Here is a 24,099-nt window from a genome sequence, read left to right on the forward strand (position 1 = left end):
CGGTCACACTTTCTGTGGTGGAAGGCAGAGGTCGGAAGCACAGTGGCGGGCATAGCGGCGGAACAGTTCGTGGACGCGGTAGGGGCCCGGCGGGCCGTCCTCCAGCAGCCCGGCATCGGCCAGACGCTCCAGGACCCGCTGGGTCTCCCCCACCGGCAGCCGCAGCTCCCCGGCGGCCTCCCGCGCGTCGAACACCGCGCGGGGCAGCCGCCCCAGGGCCGGGGCCGCCTCCGCCAGCGACGGGTCGAGCCGCCCCAGCGCCTCTCCCAGCACCCGCTCCACGGACATCAGCGGGTCGTCCGGCAGCGCCAGCGCCGCCATCGGGTCCTCGGCCAGCCACCGCTCGGCATCCGCGAGCAGCAGCCCGGGGCGCGTCAGCAGCCGGGTGGCCAGCACCCGCAGCGCCAGCGGATGGTGGCCGCACCCCTCGGCCAGCAGCCGGGCGGCCTCCGGCTCGGCGGCCACCCGGTCCGCGCCCAGCAGGGACTCCAGCAGCCGATGCGACTCGCCGGGGCCGAACACGTCCAGCCGCCGCACCCGGCCCCCGTACCGGGCGACCAGCCCGCCCAGCGCCATCCGGCTGGTCACCAGCACCGCGTGCGACGGCGGCACGGGCAGCAGCGGCCGCACCTGCCCGGCATCCGTCACGTCGTCCAGGACCAGCAGCGCGCGCTCGTCCGCCCCCCGCGGGCCCGGCCCGGCCCCCTCCGCCCACCCTGGCCACGCCTCGGCCAGCTCGGCGGCCACCTCCTCGGCGGGCCGCGCGGAGCCGTCGGGCCCGGTCATCCGCACCAGCAGCCGGCCGCCGGGAAAGCTGTCGCGCACCAGATGCGCCACCTGCTGGGCCAGCGCCGTCTTGCCGATCCCGGCCGCCCCGCAGATCAGCTCCGTGACCGGCGCCGTCCGCGCGTCCGGCGCCGCCGTGAGCCGATCCACCAGCGCCCGCACATCACCGGTGCGACCTGTGAAAGAAGGCACCGCCGAAAAATCCGCCTCCCGCCGTGCGGTGCCCACGGCGGAAGACGGAACCGAAGCCGGGCCGCCGGCACCCCCGGCCGGCGGCAGCCCGGCAGGCGCGGATCCGCCCGGCAGCACGGCGGACCCCACCGCAGGACCCAGGTCCTCCCCGCGCAGCACGGCCATCTCCAGCCGCTTCAGCGCCGGGGACGGGTCCACCCCCAGCTCCTGCCGCAGGTAGTCACGGAACGCCCGGTACTCCGCCAGCGCCTCGGTCTGCCGGCCCGTGCGGTACAGCGCCTCGATGAGCTGCTCCCGGAACCGCCCGTGGTCCGGATGGGCCCGGGTCGCGCTCCACAGCTCGACCAGCGCCTCCCCGCAGTGCCCCATGGCGAGCTGGAGATCGCAGACCCGCTCCACCGTCCGCAGCCACTCCTCCGTCAGCCGCGGCACCTCGTCGCGCTGCATCAGCTCCGAGCGGACGTTCGCCAGCAGCGAGCCCTGCCACAGCGACAGCGCCCGCCGCAGCGAACGCAGCTCGGCCACCGGATCGTCCCCGGCCAGGGCAGCCTCCCGCACGTGCGCCCGGAATTCCAGAAGATCGAGCGTACGGGTGTCCGCGGTAATGCGATAACCACCGGGAACCGCCTCGATCGAGGTGTCCACAATCTCGTGCCGGGCGAAGAGCCGGCGCAGCCGCAGCACACACGTCTGCAACGCGGCCTTCGCCGTGGCGGGCTGCTCGTACCCCCAGATCATCTGCTGGAGATAATGCGCGGAAACCACGGTGTTGGAATGCAGCAGCAGGGCTGCCAGCAGGTTCACCGGCTTGGACGCCTGCAGAACAACGGTGTCCTGGCCATCGGTGATGCTGAGCGGGCCGAGCAGCTGAAAGCGCATGCCGGTCACAGCGGACGGACGCACGGAGAAGGGCGGGGAAAGGGCGGGGGGACGAACATCAATAAAACCTTGCGTGTTCTCATGACGAGACCGCCTGAACAAGCCGGAAACCGGCTGTCGAGAAGTGGGGGGATTTTTCCTGTGAGGAGGACAGTAGTGGCCGCCCGCGAAGCGCAGAAGACGGCCCTGTGTCCACATGCTGCAAGTTCGCCGCTTCCGCAAGATGCCAGATCCGGTCACACCACCCCACCCGCCCCGCGGCCGCCGGCCCCGGGCTCTGCGCAGGACGGGGCAGGTCCGCGGATCTAGCATGGAAGGACAGCCGAGGCGTCGCGTCGGGTGAGGCGGTGACAGTGAGCGAACCGGAGATCAACTACGCGGCCGTGTTCCGGGCCCTGCCCAGCGCGGTCCTGTTGATGGACCCGGAACTGTCGATCGTCGACGCCAACGACGCCTACCTGCGGCTGACCGGACGCGAACTCCCCGACCTGCTGGGCCGGCACCTGTTCGACGCCTTCCCCGACAACCCCTCCGACCCGGGGGCCACCGGCACCAGCAACCTGGGCGCGTCCCTCAAGCGTGTTCTGGAGGGCGCCGCGCCCGACACCATGCCCCTCCAGCGCTACGACGTCGAGCGCACGGACCGGCCGGGGGTCTTCGAGGAGAAGTACTGGAGCCCGGTCAACGCCCCGGTGCTGGGACCCAACGGCCAGGTCAAGCTGATCATGCACCGGGTGGAGGAGGTCACCGATCTCGTCCAGCACATCGGCATGCCCGAGGGAGGCAAACGGCAGCAGGTCCTGGAGGCGGAGCTCTACGCACGCGCCCGGGAACTGGCCAAGGCCAACGAACACCTGCGCCAGGCACACGCCCGGGAACGGCAGGTGGCCCTCACCCTGCAGTCGGCCATGCTCCCCACCCCCAAGCCCTTCGGGAAGGTCCGCGGCGCGGTGCGATACCGGCCCGCCGCCGACACGCTCAACGTGTGCGGCGACTGGTACGACCTGGTCACCATGCCCGACGGCAGGATCGCCGTGGCCGTCGGCGACGTCGTCGGCCACGGCCTGGCCGCCGCCGGCGTGATGGGCCAGCTGCGCAGCGCGATCAGCGCGTCGGTGCGGGTCGCGGGCGGCCCGGCCCAGGCGCTGGACGCCCTGGAGGTGTACGCGGAATCGGTGCAGGGCGCCGAGGCCACCACCGTCATCCAGGCCGTCATCGACAACCGGGAGCGCAGTATCACCTACAGCAGCGCGGGCCACCCGCCCCCGATCCTGCTGCACCCCAACGGCGCCGTGGAATTTCTCGACCGCGCCACCGATCCGCCCCTGGGCACCCGGCTCCTGCCCTCCCCCCGCCCCGAGGCCCGCACCCACTACCTGCCGGACTCCCTCCTGGTGCTGTACTCCGACGGGCTCATCGAACGCCGCGGGGAGGACATCGACATCGGGCTGGCCCGGCTCGCGGGCAGCCTGGTCCGGCACGCCCGGCAGGATCCGGAAGCACTGGCCGATTCCCTCCTGGCCGACCTGGAGGACCCCCAGGGCACCACGGACGACACCGCCCTCATCGTCCTGCGCCTGACCGACGAGTCCGGGACGGACGCATAGCCCTCCGCCGGGACACGGACCGGTCCGTTTCCCACCTCACGACGCGCACCCCCCGGCTTCCCGCCGGGCCCGCCTTCCGATGGAACAATGGCCGCCGCGCCACCGCCGCGCCCGAACGATCCCGGCGCCGCCCGCCGGCCACACGTTCCCACCGTCACCACGCACAGCCACCACGCACCGCCACCACGCACGACCGCCGCGCCACCGGCATCCGCCCCGGGCGGCACACACCAACACCCCCCGGCCACTTGGCCCTTCGCTCGCGACCACACCCCATACCGCCGCAAAGCGGCTCTTCGTTCGTGAACTCCCGGCCGCCACAGGCCCGGTAGCGAGAAATACACATGCCGTATCCACAACCTGTGGATAACTCCCCGCTTTTCCACAGCTCTTCAGCTGTCGCCTTTCAGCCGCCGACAGCCCTCAACCACCGGCCGCCGAGCACTCCACGCCACCACCGTCCGAACGAGGAGCGACCGACAGCACATAGTGGAGCGAACCGTCCCAGATCAGCAGCACATACGGCCTCCCGCGCACCAGCCGGTCCAACGCCCTCCCCTGCTCCGACCGGTCCTCCAGCCACGCCCGCACCGGCCGCGCCACGTGCGGATCGAGCTGATCGGCGATGTGCGCGGCCCGCCAGCTCAGCCACAGCACCGCCCCCCACGCCGACGCCGGCATCCGCGAACCGAGCCGGAACGCCTCCCCGGTCTCCGTCCGGTAGGCCAGGCACACGCAGTGGAACGCGCCCGTCACCAGCGGCACCGGCGCCACGAACCGGGCATCCACCACCAGCCTCCGCGCCCCGGTCCCCGCCCCCGGCGGCATCGTGGGCAGCACACCGCCCCCACCGGCCGCGCCCTCCCGGACTCCACCGGTCCACGGCCCCGGTATGAGAACCCCCTGCCGCCCTGCCGCCCCGCCCGAACCCACCGGGCCGAGCTGATAGATGGCGCCCCGGCAGGACGTGCAGACCTTCTGGTTCCCCCGCCGCTCAAGCGTCCGGTGCTCGCACGGCACCGCCACAGCGGAAACCCCGCTCACGGCACCATCACCGCCCGCCACGGCCGGACGGTGGACAACCGGTAGGTGTGATGCGCCGGGCGGTAGCGCGCGTGCTCGAAGATCCAGTCCTGCGCCGCCCGTTCGCTCTCCTCGTCCGACGACCGGGCCCGGCACACAGCGCACTCCACCGCGTACACCTCGGGCTCCCGGTCCGGCTCGGTGTCCGGCCCGATGGCCCACCGCCGCCGCCCGATCCACCCCCGCGTCACCGCGCACCCCCGTCGCCCCGGCCCTGCTGCGGGTCCGGCTGCGCCTGCGGACCCGGCCCTGGCTCTGGCTCTGGCTCTGGCTCTGGCTCTGGCTGCGGCTGTACGGCGCACGGCAGCAGCCGCCCGAGCCCGCTCTCCCACTCCCGCCCGCCAGCCGGAGCCCGGAGCCAGACCCTCCCGGCCCGCACATCCATCACCCGCGCCGCACAGGCCCGGTCCACGTCCCAGACGAGTTGCCCGACCAGCGCCGGACCGCCATTTCCGGTCACCCCCGAGCCCTGACCGGCACCGGCCGCACCGGCATCCCGCATCGCGACCTCCGCACTTCTCATCCCTGCTGTCACCCTTTCGTGCGCTCCGTGAGGAAACGCTTACAGAGTGGAGCGCGCAGAGCTAGCGTGAACAGCGGTCAGAGCGAGACGGTCACACCGTCTCGCCAGGTCAAGGAGGGTGCGACATGACCGTCGAGCAGGAAATCGAAGAAACCCAGGACCCGGCCGTCTCCACACTGGCCCACTTCGGCCGCGAGGTCCGCCTGGAGCGCGAACAGCACGGCATGTCGAAGGCCGACCTCGGCCGCGAGGTGCACTGCCACCCCACCCTGGTGGGCAAGATCGAGACAGCCCAGCGTGTCCCGACACTCGACTTCGCCGAGGCCTGCGACCGCGTCTTCAACACCGGAGGCAGACTCGCCCGCCTATGGCCCCTCGTCATCCGCCACGCCTACCCGAAGTGGTTCCGCGCTTACGTCGAACTGGAGGCCGTGGCCAAAGCCATCGGCTTCTTCCAGATCCAGGTCGTCCCTGGCCTGCTGCAGACCGAGGATTACGCACGGGCCGTGCTTGCCTCCGGGCGCCTCGACAACCCCGAAGACGTCCTGACAGCTCGGATGGAGCGCCAGCGGATCCTTACACGCGACGATCCTCCCCAGGTCTGGGCCATTCTGGAGGAGTCGGTTCTCCACCGCACCGTGGGAGGTCGGAAGGTAATGGGCGGGCAGCTCCAGCACCTCCTCACAGCCTGCGAGCACCCTCGCACGGTGATCCAGATCATCCCTGCTTCTATCACCACCCATGCAGCGATGGGCGGATCCTTCGCGGCCCTTGCCTTCGACGAGGGCTCCGACATCGTCTACATCGACGGCTTTCCCGAGGGGCACGTGACGGCCGAACCTCGCCATGTCGAAACGGTCGCGCGTGCCTATGATCTGCTCAGGGCAACTGCTCTCTCACCAGAAGCATCCGTCGACCTGATGACCGCCATTGCAAAGGGCGTGTACTCGTGATCACAACAGGCCAGATCCCGACCTCCAGTTGGCGCAAGTCCAGCTACAGCGGCAACAACGGCGGAGAATGCGTCGAAGTCGCCGACACCGTCGCCAAGGTGCTCCCGGTCCGCGACAGCAAGATCCCCAGCGGCCCCGTCCTCGCCTTCCCCACACCCGCCTGGTCCAGCTTCATAGCGACACTCAAGAGCGGCAACTCCCCGTCCTGACTCCTGCTCCTCGTGTCGTCGCCACCTCCAACACTCGGCACGAGGAGCAGGCTTCTTCCACCGCCACCGCCACCGCCACCGCCCCGGCCCCATCTCCACCAACGGGCCCACGCCGCCCCCAAACCGCAACTGTCCGTGCCACGCACTACGTTGCGGGGCATGGATTCACCTGCCTACCTCTCCTACCTCTGCCGCGAGCTCGGGTCCTTCCGCAACTGCCTCAGCGGCGACTTGGCCGCTCCGGTCGAACACTGCGGCGACTGGACACTGCTGGACCTGGCCGAACACCTGGGCGCAGGCAACCTCTGGGCAGCGGTAGCCATCACAGAGAAGCACGGTGACCACCAAGCCGAACCGGCTCCCCGCAACGACCGCGATGGCTTCGTCAGTTGGTTCGACGCCACCTGCTCCCAGTTGCTCACCGCCCTCAACGGCAATCCCGACAGCGCCGCATGGACGATTTACCCTCCCCACACGGTCGGCTTCTGGCAGCGCCGCCGATGCATGGAGACCGTCACCCACCGATGGGACGCTGAACACGCCCTCGGCGCTCCTCAAACGATTGAGCCGGAGCTGGCGTCAGATGGAGTAGCCGAGGTGCTGGAAGTCATGGCCCCTCGCCAAGTAGCCCTCGAACGCACGCAAGCACCGGAGCACTCGGTCCGCCTCGTGGCGTCCGACACAGACGCCTCCTGGGTCTACGGCCCCGGCGACCCCGTCGCCACTCTCACCGCCACAGCAGAAACCCTCTTCCTGACCCTATGGGGCCGCCGCACCCCGAGCACAGAGGCAGCCTGCACGTGGGAAGGCAACCAGGAAGCCGGCCAAGCCCTCTTGCGTAACTCCCTCGTCCCGTAACCCTCGGGGAAATCCGAGGAGCGCCCAGTCTTGACTCAAGGAACCATCCCCCGCGTGCGCGGGGAGCAGGACGACACGAACTCCTGTGCCTGGCGGGGGTCGGGACCATCCCCGCGTGCGCGGGGAGCAGTCACGGGTATTCCGCCTCCTTCATCCACACGAGGGACCATCCCCGCGTGCGCGGGGAGCAGTCCGCGCACATCCGCGCGAATCCCTTCGAAGAGGGACCATCCCCGCGTGCGCGGGGAGCAGCCGACCGCCACGCTGGTGCGGCGGCCGATGACGGGACCATCCCCGCGTGCGCGGGGAGCAGTCGTAGTCCCGGATCCATCGCAGCGCCACTCCGGGACCATCCCCGCGTGCGCGGGGAGCAGGTAACCGAAATCGGCTGACCATCCTCAGTGACAGGACCATCCCCGCGTGCGCGGGGAGCAGGTGAAGTCCTTAACGCTGTCCTTGATGACTCCGGGACCATCCCCGCGTGCGCGGGGAGCAGCCCAACTGTCGTACACCCGTGCGATCATGAAAGGGACCATCCCCGCGTGCGCGGGGAGCAGGACGTGCCGAACCGATCGAAAAGGATTTTCGGGGGACCATCCCCGCGTGCGCGGGGAGCAGCGGCGAGTAGCTTCGCTGTGCCCGATCACGCTGGGACCATCCCCGCGTGCGCGGGGAGCAGTTCACGACGACGTCCCCGGCGCTGACGGCCATGGGACCATCCCCGCGTGCGCGGGGAGCAGGAGCTCCCGTTGCGCGCGTACAGGATGGCCGCGGGACCATCCCCGCGTGCGCGGGGAGCAGAGCGGGACCCGCAGCGCGTGGAACTCCATGTGGGGACCATCCCCGCGTGCGCGGGGAGCAGCAGCGCGACACGGACCAGCGTGCCGCCCACCCGGGACCATCCCCGCGTGCGCGGGGAGCAGGCCACGCGCCCAACTCGGGCCGCTCGAATGGCGGGACCATCCCCGCGTGCGCGGGGAGCAGCGTCAATCACCTCGCGGCGCGAAGAACGGACCGGGACCATCCCCGCGTGCGCGGGGAGCAGTCGGTCCGGTCGAAGGTGTCGGCCAGGAGCACGGGACCATCCCCGCGTGCGCGGGGAGCAGTGAAGAACGCCGGAATCCCCACTTCCGGCGTGGGGACCATCCCCGCGTGCGCGGGGAGCAGCCCGCATCACTGAATGTGATGTAGTGGAAACCGGGACCATCCCCGCGTGCGCGGGGAGCAGTTAGGTCCGAGCTTGTACGGCATCGACATCACGGGACCATCCCCGCGTGCGCGGGGAGCAGGTCAGCCAACCCCCCTCGCTGCCGACAAAGCCGGGACCATCCCCGCGTGCGCGGGGAGCAGCACGGGCGAAGCGAGAACATGCTGAACGCGATGGGACCATCCCCGCGTGCGCGGGGAGCAGACGTTCCGCCTGAGGAAACTATAGGCACTTCTTGGACCATCCCCGCGTGCGCGGGGAGCAGTAACACTTGGCACGACCTTTCCGACGTCCGCCGGGACCATCCCCGCGTGCGCGGGGAGCAGTTCGGCTTCGCATGGTGCGGGTTCGGCGTGTGGGGACCATCCCCGCGTGCGCGGGGAGCAGCCGCCAGGTGACGTGCCGGGGGCTGGTGTCCAGGGACCATCCCCGCGTGCGCGGGGAGCAGGCCCCCGGCCAGGGGGCCAGCCGGGGGCGCCGGGGACCATCCCCGCGTGCGCGGGGAGCAGTCTGGAGTCATGACGCCCGGGCAGCTCGGACTGGGACCATCCCCGCGTGCGCGGGGAGCAGCGTCGTAGTGGGCGGTGTGCGCATGGGGCTCCGGGACCATCCCCGCGTGCGCGGGGAGCAGACTTGCTGACCTGCAGGTTTGTCAGCGAGGAAGGCCGTTTTTCTTCACTTGTGGAGAGTCCGACAAAACGGCCATTCTTCACCTCTAGCTCGTAGCTTCCCTGTGCGGCACATCGCTCTCGACCCATCGTAGGCACTGCCCGCGTCCACCACACTTGTTCGGCGAGGCTCAGGGCTCGGTGCTGCTCAATCTTCAAAGCGGACCTCCACCACAAGGGAGAGGCGCCGCAGACCGCTACATGCCGCTGCCAGGCATGGCCCTTCACCGCTCTCGGCAGGCGGCGTATCGACGTTCTCTGCGCCACGCTCCGAGGGCAACCACCACTGTCCGCTACGGCTTGACAAGCCCATAAGGGACAGGCGGTGGCTCAGACGGACTCCGCACTGACCGCACTGCTGGTGGCCTTCACCGCGATACCTGCCGCCTTCAGGACGGTTGCCCTGCCCATCCAGCCCACTACGCCGTGGACTGCTTCGCCGGCCTGGGAGCTCCCCAGGTGGCCGCCCCGGGAAGTGGGGTCACAGCAGGGCGAGCCCGAGGACGGAGAACGGGTACAGAACGTCGAACACGATGAAACAAGCGATCAGAGGAATGCCCAGCCAGACCAGGACCCGGTTCAGCGCCCGGTCGTACCGGGTCTCCTCCCGATCGTCATCACTCAGGTAGAGGCGGTCGTACAGCCACATCGCCGCGGCGGCGAGCAGCGCTCCCCCCACTACCAGGCCAACCACGGGAAGGAACTCGAGGTCCGGCAGCGGCGGCTGTCCCCGGAAGAACAGCCCTGCCGGGAAGATCAGCAGGAGAGCCAGCACCAGGGGGAAGGCCAGGATCAGCAGAAAGAGCCCAACGGCAAAGCCGAGACGGGGGAAACGCCGCACGAAACGGGCTCCCAACCCCGGCACCCCTCTCCCCTCCTGCATGGCCCCTCCCCCGGGATCACCCCCGCTCGCCTCTCATACCTGACCCCATCCCCACTGACGCCTGCGGCACCCGGGGCGGTTCCGGTCCGGCGGCGAGTGCCGACTCGTCCGGCTATCCAGGCGGGGCCCCGCGCGGGCCCTCAGCGGACGGGCCGCCGAACGGTAGCCCTCTGCCTCCTCGCCCCGGCGCCCATCCCCGCGTGCGCGGGGAGCAGCAGGTGGCCGGGGCGCCGGCCTGGATGACCTCGGGACCATCCCCGCGTGCGCGGGGAGCAGTACCGCTGCCCGATCCGACTTTGAAATGTCGTGGGACCATCCCCGCGTGCGCGGGGAGCAGACGCACCGGCGGAGCAGCGCGCGGCGCCTCACGGGACCATCCCCGCGTGCGCGGGGAGCAGTCGCTGCGGGGCACGGGCCCGGTGCAGGTGCAGGGACCATCCCCGCGTGCGCGGGGAGCAGCCATCGGAGGGGGTCGGCCGGGGCCGGGTCAGGGGACCATCCCCGCGTGCGCGGGGAGCAGTCAAGCTGGCTCGGCAAGTGCCTGATCAGGCAGGGACCATCCCCGCGTGCGCGGGGAGCAGCTGATTGTGGGGACGGTCGGTTCGGGTGGTGAGGGACCATCCCCGCGTGCGCGGGGAGCAGGCTGTTCTTCGCCGTGGTGTGGCCGGTTCGCAGGGACCATCCCCGCGTGCGCGGGGAGCAGGCGCGTGATATTGGCCGTGTGATCATTGACAAGGGACCATCCCCGCGTGCGCGGGGAGCAGGACGTGGATTCCGTGGTGTAAGTGTCGGCGGGGGGACCATCCCCGCGTGCGCGGGGAGCAGAGGAGGGTGCGGGCGCGGAAGACGGTGGTGGTGGGACCATCCCCGCGTGCGCGGGGAGCAGACTCGCTGAGCTGGGAGTTTACCGGCTGGGTATGCCGTTTTTCCTTACTTGTTGAGATTCCGGCAAATCGACCATTCTTCGCATCTCTCCATGTTCGGCCCTGTAGTCGTGCCGCGCTCACAACTGTCTGCGGGATGTCGCCAAGGCCCCAGCCAGCTCCCGTACGCCAGAAGCTCTCGGATGGGCTCGCACCAGGTCCGTCACGATCGCTCTGATCGTCGGCCTGTCCCTCACCTCTGCCGGCGCGGCTCGGTGAGCGAGCAGCAACTCCTGCGCCGTCTGCTCGGGCTTCCCCCATTGCCACCAAGCGCGAGCCAGGTCGGTGTGCAGCCGCCCTCGGCGTTCCGGCGTGTGGAACTGGCGGGGATGCAGGGCCTGTCCGGCATGGATGGCTGTCCCCGCATCGCCAAGTGCCCAGTGCACGCCGACTTCGTACAGGCGCACTGCGGCAGGGGTCAGAGTCGGCGACTGGCCAGGAACTGGGCGGTGTGGCAGTGCACGGGCCGCACGCTCGGCGTCCCCGATGAGCTCAAGCGCTCGGGCCCGGTCCCCGTTCTGTGCCGCCGTGTAGGAACCCGTGCACAGCATCTGTGCGAAGGCCGCCCGTTCGGCGAGCGTTCTGAGGCCAGTCGAGGATTCCAGCTTCGCGGCGGCCTCCAAGGTAAGGCGCTCGGCCGCGTCGGCGCGGTCCTGGTGCCGCAGGACAATGCCGAGCGACCTGGTGGCACTCGCCACTGCCAGCGGCGACTCCGACAGGGCCGCGTAGACCGACGCCCTGTCAGCTGTCAGTCGCGCCGAAGCGTATCGGCCGATCTTCGTCAGGGCTTCGGTGGCCAGTCCGTAGCAGCCGGCGAGGTGAGTGTACGCCTCGGGCATGCGCGACTCTGCAACCGTGTGCGCACCTGCCAGCAGCTGCGGCAGCAACGTCAACAGGTTCGCGTGATGTCCGCCGTCGAACAAGGTTCTTGCGCGTGCGAGCTGCGAGGCGCCCGTGGATAGAGTGACGTCTCCGGCCGGTGCGGGCATCGAGGCCAGAGCGTCATCCACCTTCAGAAGAAGATGAGATGGTACGGCCAGCCCGAAGGCCGCGAGTAAGGTGCGACGATGCATCGGGTCCTCCTCCGCTGGCTCCTTTCTCGGAGCAGGCGCCACTCTAGCCGCAGAGCGCTCCGTTACACCGAGTACCGCACCGATCACTCCAACCGGTATCTCAAGGGCTGCCGCTATCGACTTGAGAACATGCACGTCAGCGACTGACCCAGCGTTCTCCAGCCGAGAAATCGCCGAGGCCGAGTAACCTGCCCTACGGCCAAGATCCGTTTGCCGCCATCCCCGCTCCTGGCGTACGAATCGGATAAGCCCACCTGCGTCGCCGCTGTTGATCAGCGCACGGATTCTCCCCGAGTCCCATAATGGATCAAGTGCGATCTCCACGGCAGCCCCTCCCCATGCCGGCCGGACCGTAACCGCACTACGGTACGCAGTTCCGCAGACTTCGTCGAGGGCGCATTCAGTATTCGCAAACGAATTTCAGCGTGAGGGAATGCACTACCGCCACCAGCACGCGCCGAGGTGTCCTGGCAGCACCGGATCACACCACACCGAGGAGGCCACCTCATGGCAACCGCGACCCCATCCCGACTGCAGACCCGGGACCCGAAGTCGTTCCTCTCCACAGACCTCTGGGACCGGGAGATCGAACTGCTCACCCGGGACCACCCCTTCGACCGGGTCATGGCAGAGCGCATCTTCGGCCAGGCCATCGCCTACCTGATCACCGCCATGGAGAAGTGGGGCGAGAGCCTGGAGATCGGCTGCGGCCAGCTCGTGGACATGGGAGTTCACGCCTTCATCCTGGACACTCAGCACTACGAGAACTTCTGCCGCCGGCACTTCTCCGGCCGTTTCCTGCACCACGTTCCGGAGATCGTCCGGAAGGCCGACGGGACGGTGATGCGCACCGCCCGGATCATCGAGGAGAACGGTTTCAAGATCGACTGGCCCCTGTGGGAGAAGGACGCCATGGCGTGCAGCTCGTGCGCGCCGGGTTCCAACTGCCACTGATCCACACTCCACCACTCGGACGAGCCGGAAACGGCGATCACCTCATCAGGGGATCGCGTTTCCGGCTCAGCACTGCCACCACACCGGACCGCCGAACCGGGTCTGCTCATCACATATCAACAGGCATCGAAGCATCCTGGCAGCAATCGGATATGCATCCGACAACAACCGTATGGATATTCGCATTGCGGGTGAGGCTTCCGCACCCGTTCCACGATCAAGGGATCGCCTCAGTAGCGTGGGCCCGATATTGCCACCCACGCGAACAGGACTCCTTCGTGAACACCCTTCTCGCACAGTACTGGGATCGCTACGCTACGGGTCTCGGAGCACGTCAAGCAGCCGAAAACCCCGACGGTGATCACCGTTTCGAGTGGACCCAGTACCCCGGCCACGGCCCCGGCGACGAGTTGCTGGGACAGCCGGCGACATCGTTGGAGCTCGGCTCCGGCCGTGGCCGAGCAGTTGCCTACCTGGCCCGCAAGGGGGTGAAGGCAACGGGCATCGACCTCTCACCCGTCCAATGCGAGAACGCCCGCCAACGGTGGGGAGACGTCCCGGGCGCCACGTTCGTCCAGGCCGAAGCCCTAACGTTCCTCTCCTCCCACGAACAGAGCTACGACGCGATCTACTCAGTGTGGGGCTGCCTCTGGTTCAGCGACCCCGAGACCCTGCTCCCGCTCGTTCGCACACACCTGAACCCTGGCGGGACCGTCGCCTTCTCCCACGCACCCGCCGTCCCCGGCTCGTACGGCGTGCAGGGCATGTACGGCGAGGGCTTCACCGGGCGCCAGCTGTGGGTTCACCGCTGGGCCTACCCGCCCGAGACCTGGGCCGACATCCTGGACCGGCACGGCTTCACCCACATCGAGGCAGGCATCCTGGACGCTCCCGACCCTGCCAACGTCGGCACCCTCATCGTCCAGGCCAAGGCGTGAACGCTCCCAGCGTTCCGAGACCAAGCAGCGACTATCACTCGGCCCCGGCCGACGATGCTTCCTGCACCGCAGGGGACGCGCCGCCAACCCACTTACGAGAGTAGGTTGACGATCGCCATCCGGCTCATCCCCGCGTGCGCGAGGAGCAGCACCCCCTGTTTAGTGCACTCACGTGAGTAGGGGGACCATCCCCGCGTGCGCGGGGAGCAGGTTCGGGGGTGACCGGTGATGGGGCGCAGCGCGGGACCATCCCCGCGTGCGCGGGGAGCAGGACAGCGGCCGGTCGCCGAGGTGGCCGTGGACGGGACCATCCCCGCGTGCGCGGGGAGCAGGCCCGGCGACACCAGCAGGTGGTCCACGTTGGCGGGACCATCCCCGCGTGCGCGGGGAGCAGCGACCCCCCCGCCGCTTCGGCCGCACTCCCGGCCGGGACCATCCCCGCGTGCGCGGGGAGCAGGTCACCGTCTCGCTGGCCCGGTAGTAGTCCGAGGGACCATCCCCGCGTGCGCGGGGAGCAGGTTGCGCAGCAGTGCCTCCATGGTGGGGATGTGGGACCATCCCCGCGTGCGCGGGGAGCAGATTCACTTGGGTCGAGTGCGGTAGCTTCCCGCGGGACCATCCCCGCGTGCGCGGGGAGCAGGACCAGGCGAAAGAGCTCGGCTCCACTACCGCAGGACCATCCCCGCGTGCGCGGGGAGCAGAAGGATGGCCGCCAGGGTCTGCTCCTGCTCAGGGGACCATCCCCGCGTGCGCGGGGAGCAGTTGTCGGCGGGCTTGTCCAAGCTGATGTCGTCGGGACCATCCCCGCGTGCGCGGGGAGCAGCTCCAAATGGTTTCACCGGCGGAGCGAGTGGTGGGACCATCCCCGCGTGCGCGGGGAGCAGGCCGCGAACGTGCTCGGGATCGCCACGAAGTTGGGACCATCCCCGCGTGCGCGGGGAGCAGCTCACCCAGCGGTTCAGCACACCCGCGATACGGGGACCATCCCCGCGTGCGCGGGGAGCAGACGCGACGTATCCGTGCCAATGCCGTTGCGCTCGGGACCATCCCCGCGTGCGCGGGGAGCAGCGGCCGTTCGTCCAAGCGACAAGTGCGTGCGCGGGACCATCCCCGCGTGCGCGGGGAGCAGGAAATCTGCGCTGCGAGAGCGATCTTCTCAAAAGGACCATCCCCGCGTGCGCGGGGAGCAGCCCTCGCACTGCCCACGCCACGATCCCGGCGCGGGACCATCCCCGCGTGCGCGGGGAGCAGGTCAAGCGTGTCCCTGCAAGCGCTGACAGATTAGGACCATCCCCGCGTGCGCGGGGAGCAGGCGTCCATGAGAATGAAGGCAGGACGCTCATCGGGACCATCCCCGCGTGCGCGGGGAGCAGCGGAAGCGATCCCAGACCATCACGCAGATTGAGGGACCATCCCCGCGTGCGCGGGGAGCAGCCCCGGCGGTATAGATCACGGTGACTCGGCCGGGGACCATCCCCGCGTGCGCGGGGAGCAGGCATGGAATCAGTGCGCCACACCTGTCGATAAGGGACCATCCCCGCGTGCGCGGGGAGCAGTGCTCCATGTGTTCGTCGGTCATCTGATCGCAGGGACCATCCCCGCGTGCGCGGGGAGCAGCTGGCGGCCCGCATGGCGTCCATCCTGCCCGTGGGACCATCCCCGCGTGCGCGGGGAGCAGACCAGCAGGCCCTCCGCGTAGAACTCGTGGGCGGGACCATCCCCGCGTGCGCGGGGAGCAGACTTGCTGACCTGCGGGTTTATCGGCGGGGGAGGCTGTTTTTCCTTACTTGTCGAGAGTCCGGCAAAACACACATTCGTTACTCCCTGCCGCAGGCTGTTGGCTCGGTGGATCGACGTCCACACATCGTAGGCATGTACAGCCGCCCAGTCAGGCGGTGTTCGGGTCGGGTATGGATTGAGCGGTGCTCTCCTCAGCCGGAGCATGTCAGTGGCCCTCCATACCTTCACCCCATGCCGGACTCCTCGTTTCTCGACGCGACTCGCGGCTCCTACGACGTGCTGGCATCCAGCTACCTCGACAGGCTCGACCCGGACCTGGACCTACCGCCGCTGAGCCAGGCGCTCCACCGGACCTTCGCCGAGCTGGTGAAGGCCCAGGGAGGTGGCCCGGTGGCTGATGTCGGGTGTGGGCCCGGGTGGGTGACCGACATCCTGCACGGGCTCGGGCTCGATGTCTTCGGCATCGATCTGTCGCCCGGGATGGTTGCCGAGGCTCGCCGCACGTACCCGGGTCTGCGGTTCGAGGTGGGCTCGATGCTGTCGCTGGACCTGGAGGACGCCACGCTCGGCGGGCTGCTGGCCAGCTACTCGATCATCCACATCCCCCGGGATCGGCTCCCCGAGGTCTTCGCCGAGTTCCACCGGGTACTGGCGCCGGGCGGGCAGTTGATGCTCACCTTCCAGGTCGGCGACGAGAGTCTGCATTTCGACGAGGCGTGGGGGAAGTCCGTCTCTCTCGACTTCTACCGGCAGCAGCCGTCCGACGTCGTCGGGCTGCTGCGCGAGGCGGGCTTCGAGGTCACGGCCGAGATCGTGCGGCACCCGGAGCCGACGGAGAAGAGTCCGCACGGCTGTGTCATGGCGCGCAAGCCGCTGCCCGGCGGTCCTGGTGAGGCCGCCTGACACTGTCAGCACTCGGACGACGGCAGGCGGCACACGCGGCCCGCGGCCCCACAGCAAGGGCCATGCCCGCCGGCAGGCGTGCATGGCCCGCCCGCACGGTGATGTGCGGGCGGGCCTGTGCGCCGGAGGCGGTTACGCCGGGCAGACGGTGTCCCGGTCCGGCAGCTCGCCGGAGATCAGGTAGTCCTCCACCTGTCCGTCCACGCACTCGCTTCCGTACTCCCCGTAGACGCCGTGGTGGTTGGCGCCCTCCAGGGTGATCAGGCGGGAGCTGGGCCACATGTCGCGCACGGCCAGGGCACCCGGGTGCACGGTCCGGGTGTCACCGGTGGCGGAGACCAGCAGGGCGGGGATGTCGTTGTCGATGACGGTCGGCTTCTCGACCGGGGAGGGGCCGAAGGCGCACGGGCTGACGTTGTTCGTCAGCGGACCGAAGAGCGGGGCCTTGGCCCGGGACCGCTGGATGTCGCGCCAGTAGACGTTCAGGTCGCGGGGCGCCGCGACGTCCCCGCACACGATGGCCGCCTGGACGCTGCCGTAGTGGGAAGCGGCTCCCGTCACGGTGAAGTTGAGGACCTCGTCCAGGACGGGCGTGGGCTCCACCGGCTTCCGCTCGGCCGCCTCTGCCATCACCTGGACCGACCCGGCCAGGGCTGCTCGGGCCTCGTCGCGGTCGCTGGAAAGCAGGATGAACAGGAGCACCGGCACGGTGTGGTGGTCCACCCGGTAGGTCTCCCCGATGCGCAGGGGCTTCTTCGCCGAGGCCCGCACGATGCGGTGCACCGTGGCGAGTACTTCTTTACGGCTCGCGCCCAGGCCCCACTCGCTGTCCCGCTCCGCTGCCCACTGGGCCCAGTCCCGGAGCGCCTTCTCGTTGGCCTCTGCCGTGCCCTGCAGCAGGCGGGGGCTGTAGTCGGCGGGGTCGATCACTCCGTCCAGGACCACGCGGTCGGTGCGGCCGGGGAAGAGCTGGGTGTACACCTGGCCGAGGTAGGTGCCGTAGGAGTAGCCGAGGTAGGAGATCCGCTCCGCGCCGAGTGCCGCGCGGATGACGTCCATGTCGCGTGCGGTGTTGCGTGTGGTGGCGTGGGGCATGACGTCGCCTTCGGTGCGGGCGCAGCGTTCGGCGAGGTCGCGCATCCGGGCGGCGCTGCGCCGGAAGTCGGCCCGGCTCTTCCCCGGGGCCTCGATCCAGGAGCCCACCGGCCATTCGCAGTCGAGCGGGGTGCTGCGGCCGACGAACCGGGGGTCCATGCCGATCAGGTCGAACCGGTCCGCCACCTCGGAGGCGCCTCCGCCGGGAAGGATCATGTCGATGCCGGTGCCGCCGGGGCCGCCGCCGTTCAGCAGCAGCGGGCCGAGCCGCCGGCCGGCGTCGGCCGTGGCCTCCCGCCGGGCGACGGCGACGGTGATGGTCCGCCCTTCGGGGTCGGAGTAGTCGAGCGGCACGGTGACGTCGGCGCACCGGGCACCGGACTCGTCCAGGGCCTTGCCGAGTTCGTCGTCCGGCCCGAGGGCGCAGGACTGCCAGTGCAGCGGCTGTTCGTGGAACCGCTTCAGTGCCCCGTCGGAGGCGTCGGTGTGGCCGGCGGTCGCGGCCGTGGTGCGGTCGGCTGTGATGCCGGTGGGCCCGGCGGCGGCCGGGGCGGCGACTGCCAGGGACAGCGCGGCTGCGGCTGCGACCGTCCAAGCCTTTCGGGGAATCGTCGTCATGTGAAGAGCCAACCCCAGCAGCCCGGTTGTCTCACGCCTGCCGCCCCCCTTCTTCACCCCCCGGCCAACCCCCGGCCCGTGGTGCCGAGAACCGCACCGGGCCCTCTTCGGCCAAGCAGCTTGGCGGAACAGGGCCCGGTCGCGATCGCGCTCAGGAGGGACCGGGGTTTGTGCCGGAAGTTGGGGTTCCGCGGGCCTCGTCCTGGGGCGGTGCGGGGGCAGGCGGGGCGGAGAAAGTGATCGAAGAGAAGTCCCGGCCCTGGACCACAGCGCCGCTGAAGGTGCCACCGGTGATGCTGTTGCTGACCGCACCTTCCGCGATCCGGACCTGCCGGGCCGCGCTCAGCCACTCCTCCAGGTCGTTCCGGAAGCCCGGGTCCGCCGTCGCACGCTCCGCGAGCACCCTGCGCAGCATCAGTTCCCGGGCTGGATCCGACGGGGCCTCTTCGAGGGCGACGAGCTCAGCCTCGCCCGACGAGGGCTCTCCCTCACCCGCTTCGGCCCCGGTGCGGCGGAAAGGTCGCTTGATCAAGGCTCCCAGGGAGGCCCACACCTGTTCGCCCAGTTCCCCGCCTGCTCCTCCTGCCAGTGCCGCCAGCAGACCTTCCGATATGGGATCCACCCTGTGCCACCCCCTGCTGATGGAAGATTTATCCGGGGACAAACGGTACGAGAGAACGATCGCCTGCGCAGCCCAACACTGAAGCCCGGTCCGGGCGCAGGCCGCGCGGGTAGCCCCTGCAGGGCTTCTGCACAGAAGACCAAGGTTTCTGGCATATGCCAGACATCCGCCTCTCCGAGTGCGTCGGCACCGCCCGCGCAGGACGAGCAGGAATAGGCGGACAACGCTTCATCGGTATCATTTTCAGACATTCCGCGAAATGATCATACGTGGCGGTGCCACGACACCGCAGAACCATTGCCGCCCCCTGCCCTCCTTAATACACTCAGTATCCAGCGGACTACCATGTCGTGATCTGTCGAGCAGGGATCCGATCGGAGGCACCATGGCTCGCACGCGCATCTGGGAAGCCGATCCGTCGGCGTTATTCGTGCGTCGGCTGGGCAAGTCGGCCAAGGAACTCGATCACTCGGAGGGCAGGGACGACTGCCCCGACATCTGGCAGCTGGACAACGGCGACATCGCGGTCATCGGCCGCGACCTCACGGACGCCTACTCGTCCCGACTCCCGAGCGAGGTCACCCTCGCCTCGGACGAACGGCTCGTCGTGATCCCCGGGATCATGCTCAGCACGGCGAAACAGGACATCCCCGATGCTTGACACCACGACACTCGACCTCGATGGCGCCCAGGGCACCTTGCTTACGCAGGCGGCCTACAAGCAGGACTTCCGGGACCGCGAGTGGGAAATCGAAGGACGTGACTCCTGGAAACTGGAGCGCCGTCAGCATTTCCACGAGGCAGGGAATGCCAGCTGGAAGGCGTTTATCCAAGGTGACTGGAGTGAGGCCCTGCGACTGATCGAAAGCCGCAGGGAAGCACTCATGCAGTTTTCCAGGAAGGCCGAGGATCACGGTGTGGCCCTCTACCGCGTGCGAGTGGTCGAAGAACCGCTTTCCCCGTACGTTCAATGGGAGCTCAATTCCCTTCGGGTCCGGGCGGAGTGCGGTGAGAGAATCCGCCTTGTCTTCCCACAGCAGATCGCACCCCTGGAAAGCTCCGGGAAGCTTCCGGAGTTGGTGACACTCGGCGGGCGCACGCTCTACGACATCCGCTACACCGCCTCGGGCGTGCCGGACGGCGCCGTGCGCTTCATCGACCCCGACCTCGTCGAAAGCTGCGAGGCAGTGATGCGAAGCCTCTACGAGGCGGGCGAGGACGTCGCCTCCTACGTTGAGCGCGAGGTGGCCCATCTGCCGCCTCCGCAGGCCCAGTAGCAGCAACCCGAATCCAGACGAGACCGGAGAGCGGACCAATCAGCGCGGGCGACAGAGAAGAGACCAACCGGCCGGGGACCGGACCGCACGGCACCCGCTCGGACCTGTCGGGGTCATCGCGTGATGTCGTACAGGCTCGGGACATCAGCGGAGGCGTCCACTACCACCAGGGCGTGCCTGCCGAGGATCGGAGCGGCGCCCCAAAACCACGACAACTACCCGGGGACGCACGGGGATTTGTCAACCGCACAGACGAATTACGGCGTCTCAACGCCATCCTCGCCGACCGGGAAGGCGATCCCCTGGTCGTGTCGGTCTGCGTCATCGCGGGGACTGCTGGGGCGGGCAAAACCTCTCTGGCACTGCGGTGGGCCCACCAGATCGCGGAACGGTTTCCCGACGGACAGCTCTACGTGAACCTCCGTGGCTATGCCCCCGAGGCTCCTGTCACTCCTGTCGAAGCGCTCCACCGATTCCTCTCCGCTCTCGGCGTTCCCACAAAGGAAGTACCCGACGACCTGGAGACCGCTGCCGCGCATTACCGCTCCCTGCTGGCCGATCGCCGCATGCTGGTCGTCCTCGACAACGCCAACAGCGCAAGCCAGGTCCGGCCCCTCCTTCCCGGCCGGACAGGTTCCCTCGTCGTCGTCACAAGCCGCAGTCATCTGTCAGGGCTGGCAGTGCGGGAGGGCGCTCGTCGGTTGCCGCTCGGCACCCTCCCCGAACCGGAGGCCGTGGCACTGCTCCGGGCCGTGACCGCCGACTACCGCCCGTCCGACGACGAGGACAAGCTCCGTGAACTCGCCCGGCTCTGCGCCCGGCTCCCCTTGGCGCTGCGTATCGCGGCGGAACGAGCAGCCAGCCATCCGCACATGCGGCTGGACGACCTGATAGCGGATCTCAGGGACGAGTCGTCCCTCTGGGATGCCCTGAGCGTGGGGGATGAAGAGGAGGCGGACGCGGTCCGCACCGTGTTCGCCTGGTCCTACCGGGCACTGCCGGAGGCAGGTGCGCGCCTGTTCCGGCTGTTGGGACTCCACCCCGGACCGGAGATCGGTCTCCATGCCGCCGCAGCGCTGGCCGCCACCGGCATCGGCCGGACCCGTCGGCTGCTGGACACACTCGTCGGTGCACATCTGCTGGAGCAGACAGCACCCGACCGGTTCGAATTCCACGATCTGCTGCGGGCCTACGCCGCGGATCAGGCTCAGGAGCAGGAGCCCGGCGAGGAGCGGCGGGCGGCGTTGCGGCGGGTGCTGGACTGGTATCTGCGGACGGCGGACGCGGCGCAGGGCTGGATTCAGCCCGCCGAGGCCCGGGTGCCACTCGGTGAGCCGGAGGAGGGGGTGGCGCCGTTGTCCTTCGCCTCCTACGACGAGGCCGTGGACTGGTCGGAGCGGGAGCAGGTGAACTTCCTGCCGGTCGTTCGCGCCGCCGAGAGGGCGGGGCTGCACCGGCAGGCCTGGCAGTTGGCGGCGGTGCTGTGGAACGCCCAGCGGCCGTCGGCTCCGGTCGGCGAGTGGCTGCCGGTGGGGGAGATCGGGCTGCGTGCCGCGCGGCATCTGGGGGACCGGGCGGCGCAGGCCGGGCTGCTGGAGAGCTTCGGCATGGCGCACACGCACGCGCGCCGGCTGGCCGAGAGCCGGGAATGCCACGAGGGCGCGCTGGCCATCCGGCGGGAGCTGGCGGACCGGCTGGGGGTCGGTCTTTCGCTGAACGCCCTCGGGCTGATCGATCTGCGGACCCGGCGGCTGCGCGGGGCGGCGGAGCGGTTCGAGGAGGCTCTGGGCGCCTTCCGGGAGTTGGGGGAGGCGCACTGGGAGGCCACGGCGCTGTCCAATCTCGCGGTGGTCCAGTACGAGGCGGGCCTGCTTCAGGAGGCCGCGGGTCTTGTCGAGCGGGCGCTGGCCGCGCACCGGGCGCTGGGCAACGACCGTGGGGAGGGCAACGCGTTGCGGGTGCTGGCGGCCGTTCAGCGCGAGCGCGGTGCCGTGGAGGACGCCGTGCGGTCGGCCGAGCAGGCGGTGGAGATCGCACACAGCCGCCGCAGCGGCCCCCTGGAAGGTTACTGGCTACTGGAGTTGGGTGCCGCGCTGAACGCCTGCGGGCGCCACGCGGAGGCTCTGGAGGCCTTTCACCGCTCGGCGGTGCTGCACCGCCGGCTGGGCAACCGCAGCCGGGAGGCGCTGGCCTGGCAGGGGACGGGAGAGACCTGCCGGCTGCTCGGCCGGTTCGGCGAGGCGGCGGACTTCCACCGCAGAGCCGCCGCCGTGCACGCGGAGTTGGGCGACGACTGGCAGCGGGCGCTGGCGCTGCACGGTCTGGCCACCGCGCTGTGCGACGGGGCCGGCGGTGGGGCGGAGCCGGGTGAGGACGCGAAGCCGGGTGCGGTGGAACGGGCGGTGCGGTACTGGGCGGAGGCGGAACGTCTGCTGGCCGGGTACGAGGACGCCCGGGCGGGCGCGTTGCGGGCGCGCGTCGCCGAGGCGGCTGCCGGTGCCGGCCGGCCCTGAGCTCATGGCCTCGCCGTCGGTGGGCGAGGGGTTCTGAGCGCCTGGCATGGGTCGGCTGCACTCGGGTCCGTGGCTCGGGTCTCGGGTTTCGAGGGGCGAGATCCGAGCGCTCTTTCTGTGGAACGGGTGGTCATTCTTCTTCCCACCCACCCACCCTTGCAGGCACACCCACCTGCGATTATCGCTTCATGTGATCAGGTGGACACCCTGCGAGAAACCGTCATAAGGTGCGGACAAAAGGCGACCCCCGTCGGTGCTCGCAACACCGGACAGGGGTCTGACCACCAAGATCCTGCAACATTAGGAAAAACGACCTCGTGGCTACTTCCCATCCTAGCGGCGCCCACCCCTCCTCCGCACACCCCCTGGCACCGAACGGTTACGGAAAGCGCTCGGCGCCCGGTCAGGAGCCCCGGCGGCCCGACGACTTCGCGGCCCTGCACCCGCGTGACGCCGCCCTCGCCGGCTACCTCGACCGGCTGCCCGACGGCGCGGACATCTCCATCAAGACCCTCGCGGCCTGCCTGCCCTACGGCCAGTGCGCGCTGGGCACGTCACTGCGCAGGCTGTCCGAGGCGGGGCACCTGCGGCGCGTCACCGAGCGGCTGCCGGACGCGCCCCGGTGGGTCACCCGCACCTACTTCACCCGCACGGCCCGCGACGACGCCTGGTGGAGCGCCTTCCTCCGCGGCGACGTCCCGGCGGCCCCGGCGCCCGTCCCCCGCCCGCGGCCCGCAGCCCCCGGCCGGGCGCGCGGTGCCAGGCCACCGGCCCCTCGGGCGGCGGCCGGTGACGCACCGTCCGGTGAACGGCAACCCGCCGCCGTCCGGCCGCCGTCGGCCGCGCGGGCGGCTCCGGCCGGGGCCGCCGGGGCGGGACGTGAACCCGCCGCGCGGCAGGCACCCCCGGCCCGCCGGGACGTGCGGGCGAGCCGAGACGTCCCGCAGCGCGAGCGGTCACGCGCGTACACCGCCCTCGCGCGGCTCGGGGAGGCCGACCCGCGGATGGCCCTGTCCGCGGCGGACTGCGCGGCGCTCGAAGAACTGGCCGAGGAGTGGTTCCGACGCGGCACGGACGAACTCCGGCTGCGCCACGCACTGACCGCCGGACTCCCGCCCGAGGTCCACTCCCCCAGGGCGCTGGCCCACCGTCGGCTGACCGACAAGCTGCCGCCGCAGCCGCCACCCCGTGACCCCTCGCCGCCACCGCGGCGGATGCTCGAATGCACGGTGTGCCGGGCACCGGGCCGCGCCGAGGCGCTCCCGGGCGGCCTGTGCCGCGCCTGCCGGGGAGACGCCGGGCCGCCGACCACCGGGACCGCGCCCTCCCCGGACGCGGCAACGGCCCCCGCGATACTCACCCCTGCAGGCGGCCCGGCCGGGGCCGGACCGGCCGACGGTGCCGGGCACGGTGCGGCGGCCACGGCCGGACCTGTGGACGCCGGGGCGCACATCGCCCGCATCCGCGCCGTCCTCCGGGCCGGGCGCACCGGCCGCCGCGCCCTCACCGACAGGACCGCCGCGCAGGGCAGGCCCCCGCGCGGCGGATGACCTCCGCCACGACTACCGAGCCGCCGCGGTCACTCACAGGCATCG

At 70.2% G+C, this 24,099-nt stretch carries 18 protein-coding genes, 1 pseudogene and 3 CRISPR repeat arrays; of the genes and pseudogenes, 11 read left to right on the plus strand and 8 right to left on the minus strand.

The annotated features are described in order from the left end of the window. Positions 1-3 precede the first annotated feature (3 nt). A complete protein-coding gene (locus tag ABD299_RS08860; RefSeq protein ID WP_344260149.1) occupies positions 4-1,857 on the minus strand; it encodes an AfsR/SARP family transcriptional regulator in 1,854 nt (617 codons plus the stop codon). Positions 1,858-2,210: 353 nt separating this feature from the next. Between ABD299_RS08860 and ABD299_RS08865 the strand changes: the two genes are divergently transcribed. Beyond that, complete coding sequence (locus tag ABD299_RS08865) at positions 2,211-3,464, plus strand: PP2C family protein-serine/threonine phosphatase (RefSeq protein WP_344260439.1); 1,254 nt, start codon at positions 2,211-2,213, stop codon at positions 3,462-3,464. A 423-nt stretch (positions 3,465-3,887) separates the two neighbouring features. Here the strand turns inward: ABD299_RS08865 and ABD299_RS08870 are convergent, their stop codons facing one another. Together ABD299_RS08870 and ABD299_RS08875 are read right to left on the minus strand one after the other, a co-directional pair. Further along, the gene (locus ABD299_RS08870; RefSeq protein ID WP_344260151.1) at positions 3,888-4,304 is read right to left on the minus strand and encodes a hypothetical protein; all 417 of its coding nucleotides are present in this window, start codon (positions 4,302-4,304) and stop codon (positions 3,888-3,890) included. Positions 4,305-4,504: 200 nt separating this feature from the next. Further along, complete coding sequence (locus ABD299_RS08875) at positions 4,505-4,738, minus strand: DUF7848 domain-containing protein (protein WP_344260153.1); 234 nt, start codon at positions 4,736-4,738, stop codon at positions 4,505-4,507. Positions 4,739-5,195: 457 nt separating this feature from the next. On the opposite strand from ABD299_RS08875, the gene ABD299_RS08880 reads away from it, so the two are divergent. The 3 genes from ABD299_RS08880 to ABD299_RS08890 all read left to right on the plus strand — a co-directional run bounded on the left by ABD299_RS08880 (position 5,196) and on the right by ABD299_RS08890 (position 7,090). Next, a complete protein-coding gene (locus ABD299_RS08880) occupies positions 5,196-6,023 on the plus strand; it encodes a helix-turn-helix domain-containing protein (protein WP_344260155.1) in 828 nt (275 codons plus the stop codon). Next, on the plus strand, positions 6,020-6,232 hold the full coding sequence (locus tag ABD299_RS08885; protein WP_344260157.1) for a DUF397 domain-containing protein: 213 nt from the start codon (positions 6,020-6,022) through the stop codon (positions 6,230-6,232). The genes ABD299_RS08880 and ABD299_RS08885 overlap by 4 nt, the downstream gene beginning before the upstream one ends. A gap of 159 nt (positions 6,233-6,391) precedes the next feature. Continuing rightward, positions 6,392-7,090 (plus strand): maleylpyruvate isomerase family mycothiol-dependent enzyme, encoded by a 699-nt coding sequence (locus ABD299_RS08890; protein WP_344260159.1) that lies wholly within the window; start codon positions 6,392-6,394, stop codon positions 7,088-7,090. Between the two features lie 101 nt (positions 7,091-7,191). After that, a CRISPR array of direct repeats spans positions 7,192-8,929; the repeat unit is 29 nt; unit sequence GGGACCATCCCCGCGTGCGCGGGGAGCAG. A 517-nt stretch (positions 8,930-9,446) separates the two neighbouring features. Here ABD299_RS08890 and ABD299_RS08895 read toward each other — a convergent pair. From ABD299_RS08895 to ABD299_RS08905, 3 genes and pseudogenes are all read right to left on the minus strand, one after another. Then, positions 9,447-9,806 (minus strand): hypothetical protein, encoded by a 360-nt coding sequence (locus ABD299_RS08895; protein ID WP_344260161.1) that lies wholly within the window; start codon positions 9,804-9,806, stop codon positions 9,447-9,449. Positions 9,807-10,034: 228 nt separating this feature from the next. Continuing rightward, positions 10,035-10,734: direct repeats of the CRISPR family, unit length 29 nt; unit sequence GGGACCATCCCCGCGTGCGCGGGGAGCAG. A gap of 117 nt (positions 10,735-10,851) precedes the next feature. After that, positions 10,852-11,844 carry a transcriptional regulator gene (locus tag ABD299_RS08900; protein ID WP_344260462.1) on the minus strand — a complete coding sequence of 331 codons (993 nt, stop codon included), beginning with the start codon at positions 11,842-11,844 and terminating at the stop codon, positions 10,852-10,854. 102 nt (positions 11,845-11,946) lie between these two features. Further along, positions 11,947-12,168: pseudogene (locus tag ABD299_RS08905) on the minus strand (helix-turn-helix domain-containing protein); the annotation flags it as partial. Between the two features lie 183 nt (positions 12,169-12,351). Here ABD299_RS08905 and ABD299_RS08910 point away from each other — a divergent pair. The 3 genes from ABD299_RS08910 to ABD299_RS08920 all read left to right on the plus strand — a co-directional run bounded on the left by ABD299_RS08910 (position 12,352) and on the right by ABD299_RS08920 (position 16,379). Continuing rightward, positions 12,352-12,798 carry a glycine-rich domain-containing protein gene (locus ABD299_RS08910; RefSeq protein WP_344260163.1) on the plus strand — a complete coding sequence of 149 codons (447 nt, stop codon included), beginning with the start codon at positions 12,352-12,354 and terminating at the stop codon, positions 12,796-12,798. A 278-nt stretch (positions 12,799-13,076) separates the two neighbouring features. Beyond that, the gene (locus ABD299_RS08915) at positions 13,077-13,736 is read left to right on the plus strand and encodes a class I SAM-dependent methyltransferase (RefSeq protein ID WP_344260165.1); all 660 of its coding nucleotides are present in this window, start codon (positions 13,077-13,079) and stop codon (positions 13,734-13,736) included. Positions 13,737-13,856: 120 nt separating this feature from the next. After that, positions 13,857-15,475: a CRISPR direct-repeat array (repeat unit 29 nt; unit sequence GGGACCATCCCCGCGTGCGCGGGGAGCAG). Positions 15,476-15,707: 232 nt separating this feature from the next. Continuing rightward, a complete protein-coding gene (locus ABD299_RS08920) occupies positions 15,708-16,379 on the plus strand; it encodes a class I SAM-dependent methyltransferase (protein WP_344260167.1) in 672 nt (223 codons plus the stop codon). A 132-nt stretch (positions 16,380-16,511) separates the two neighbouring features. Here the strand turns inward: ABD299_RS08920 and ABD299_RS08925 are convergent, their stop codons facing one another. Both ABD299_RS08925 and ABD299_RS08930 read right to left on the minus strand, forming a co-directional pair. Then, positions 16,512-18,092: an alpha/beta fold hydrolase gene (locus ABD299_RS08925; protein WP_344260169.1), complete on the minus strand. Its 1,581-nt coding sequence runs from the start codon at positions 18,090-18,092 to the stop codon at positions 16,512-16,514. Between the two features lie 151 nt (positions 18,093-18,243). Further along, positions 18,244-18,714, minus strand: a complete 471-nt coding sequence (locus tag ABD299_RS08930) for a hypothetical protein (RefSeq protein WP_344260171.1) — start codon at positions 18,712-18,714, stop codon at positions 18,244-18,246. Positions 18,715-19,099: 385 nt separating this feature from the next. On the opposite strand from ABD299_RS08930, the gene ABD299_RS08935 reads away from it, so the two are divergent. The 4 genes from ABD299_RS08935 to ABD299_RS08950 all read left to right on the plus strand — a co-directional run bounded on the left by ABD299_RS08935 (position 19,100) and on the right by ABD299_RS08950 (position 24,054). Beyond that, positions 19,100-19,375, plus strand: a complete 276-nt coding sequence (locus ABD299_RS08935) for a hypothetical protein (protein WP_344260173.1) — start codon at positions 19,100-19,102, stop codon at positions 19,373-19,375. Further along, positions 19,368-19,991 carry a DUF6879 family protein gene (locus tag ABD299_RS08940; protein WP_344260175.1) on the plus strand — a complete coding sequence of 208 codons (624 nt, stop codon included), beginning with the start codon at positions 19,368-19,370 and terminating at the stop codon, positions 19,989-19,991. Before ABD299_RS08935 ends, ABD299_RS08940 begins: the two co-directional genes overlap by 8 nt. 173 nt (positions 19,992-20,164) lie before the next feature. Continuing rightward, positions 20,165-22,504 (plus strand): ATP-binding protein, encoded by a 2,340-nt coding sequence (locus ABD299_RS08945; protein ID WP_344260178.1) that lies wholly within the window; start codon positions 20,165-20,167, stop codon positions 22,502-22,504. 317 nt (positions 22,505-22,821) lie between these two features. Next, on the plus strand, positions 22,822-24,054 hold the full coding sequence (locus tag ABD299_RS08950) for a MarR family transcriptional regulator (RefSeq protein ID WP_344260180.1): 1,233 nt from the start codon (positions 22,822-22,824) through the stop codon (positions 24,052-24,054). Positions 24,055-24,099: the final 45 nt, after the last annotated feature.

The organism is Streptomyces sodiiphilus (assembly GCF_039529215.1).
Lineage (GTDB): Bacteria > Actinomycetota > Actinomycetes > Streptomycetales > Streptomycetaceae > Streptomyces > Streptomyces sodiiphilus.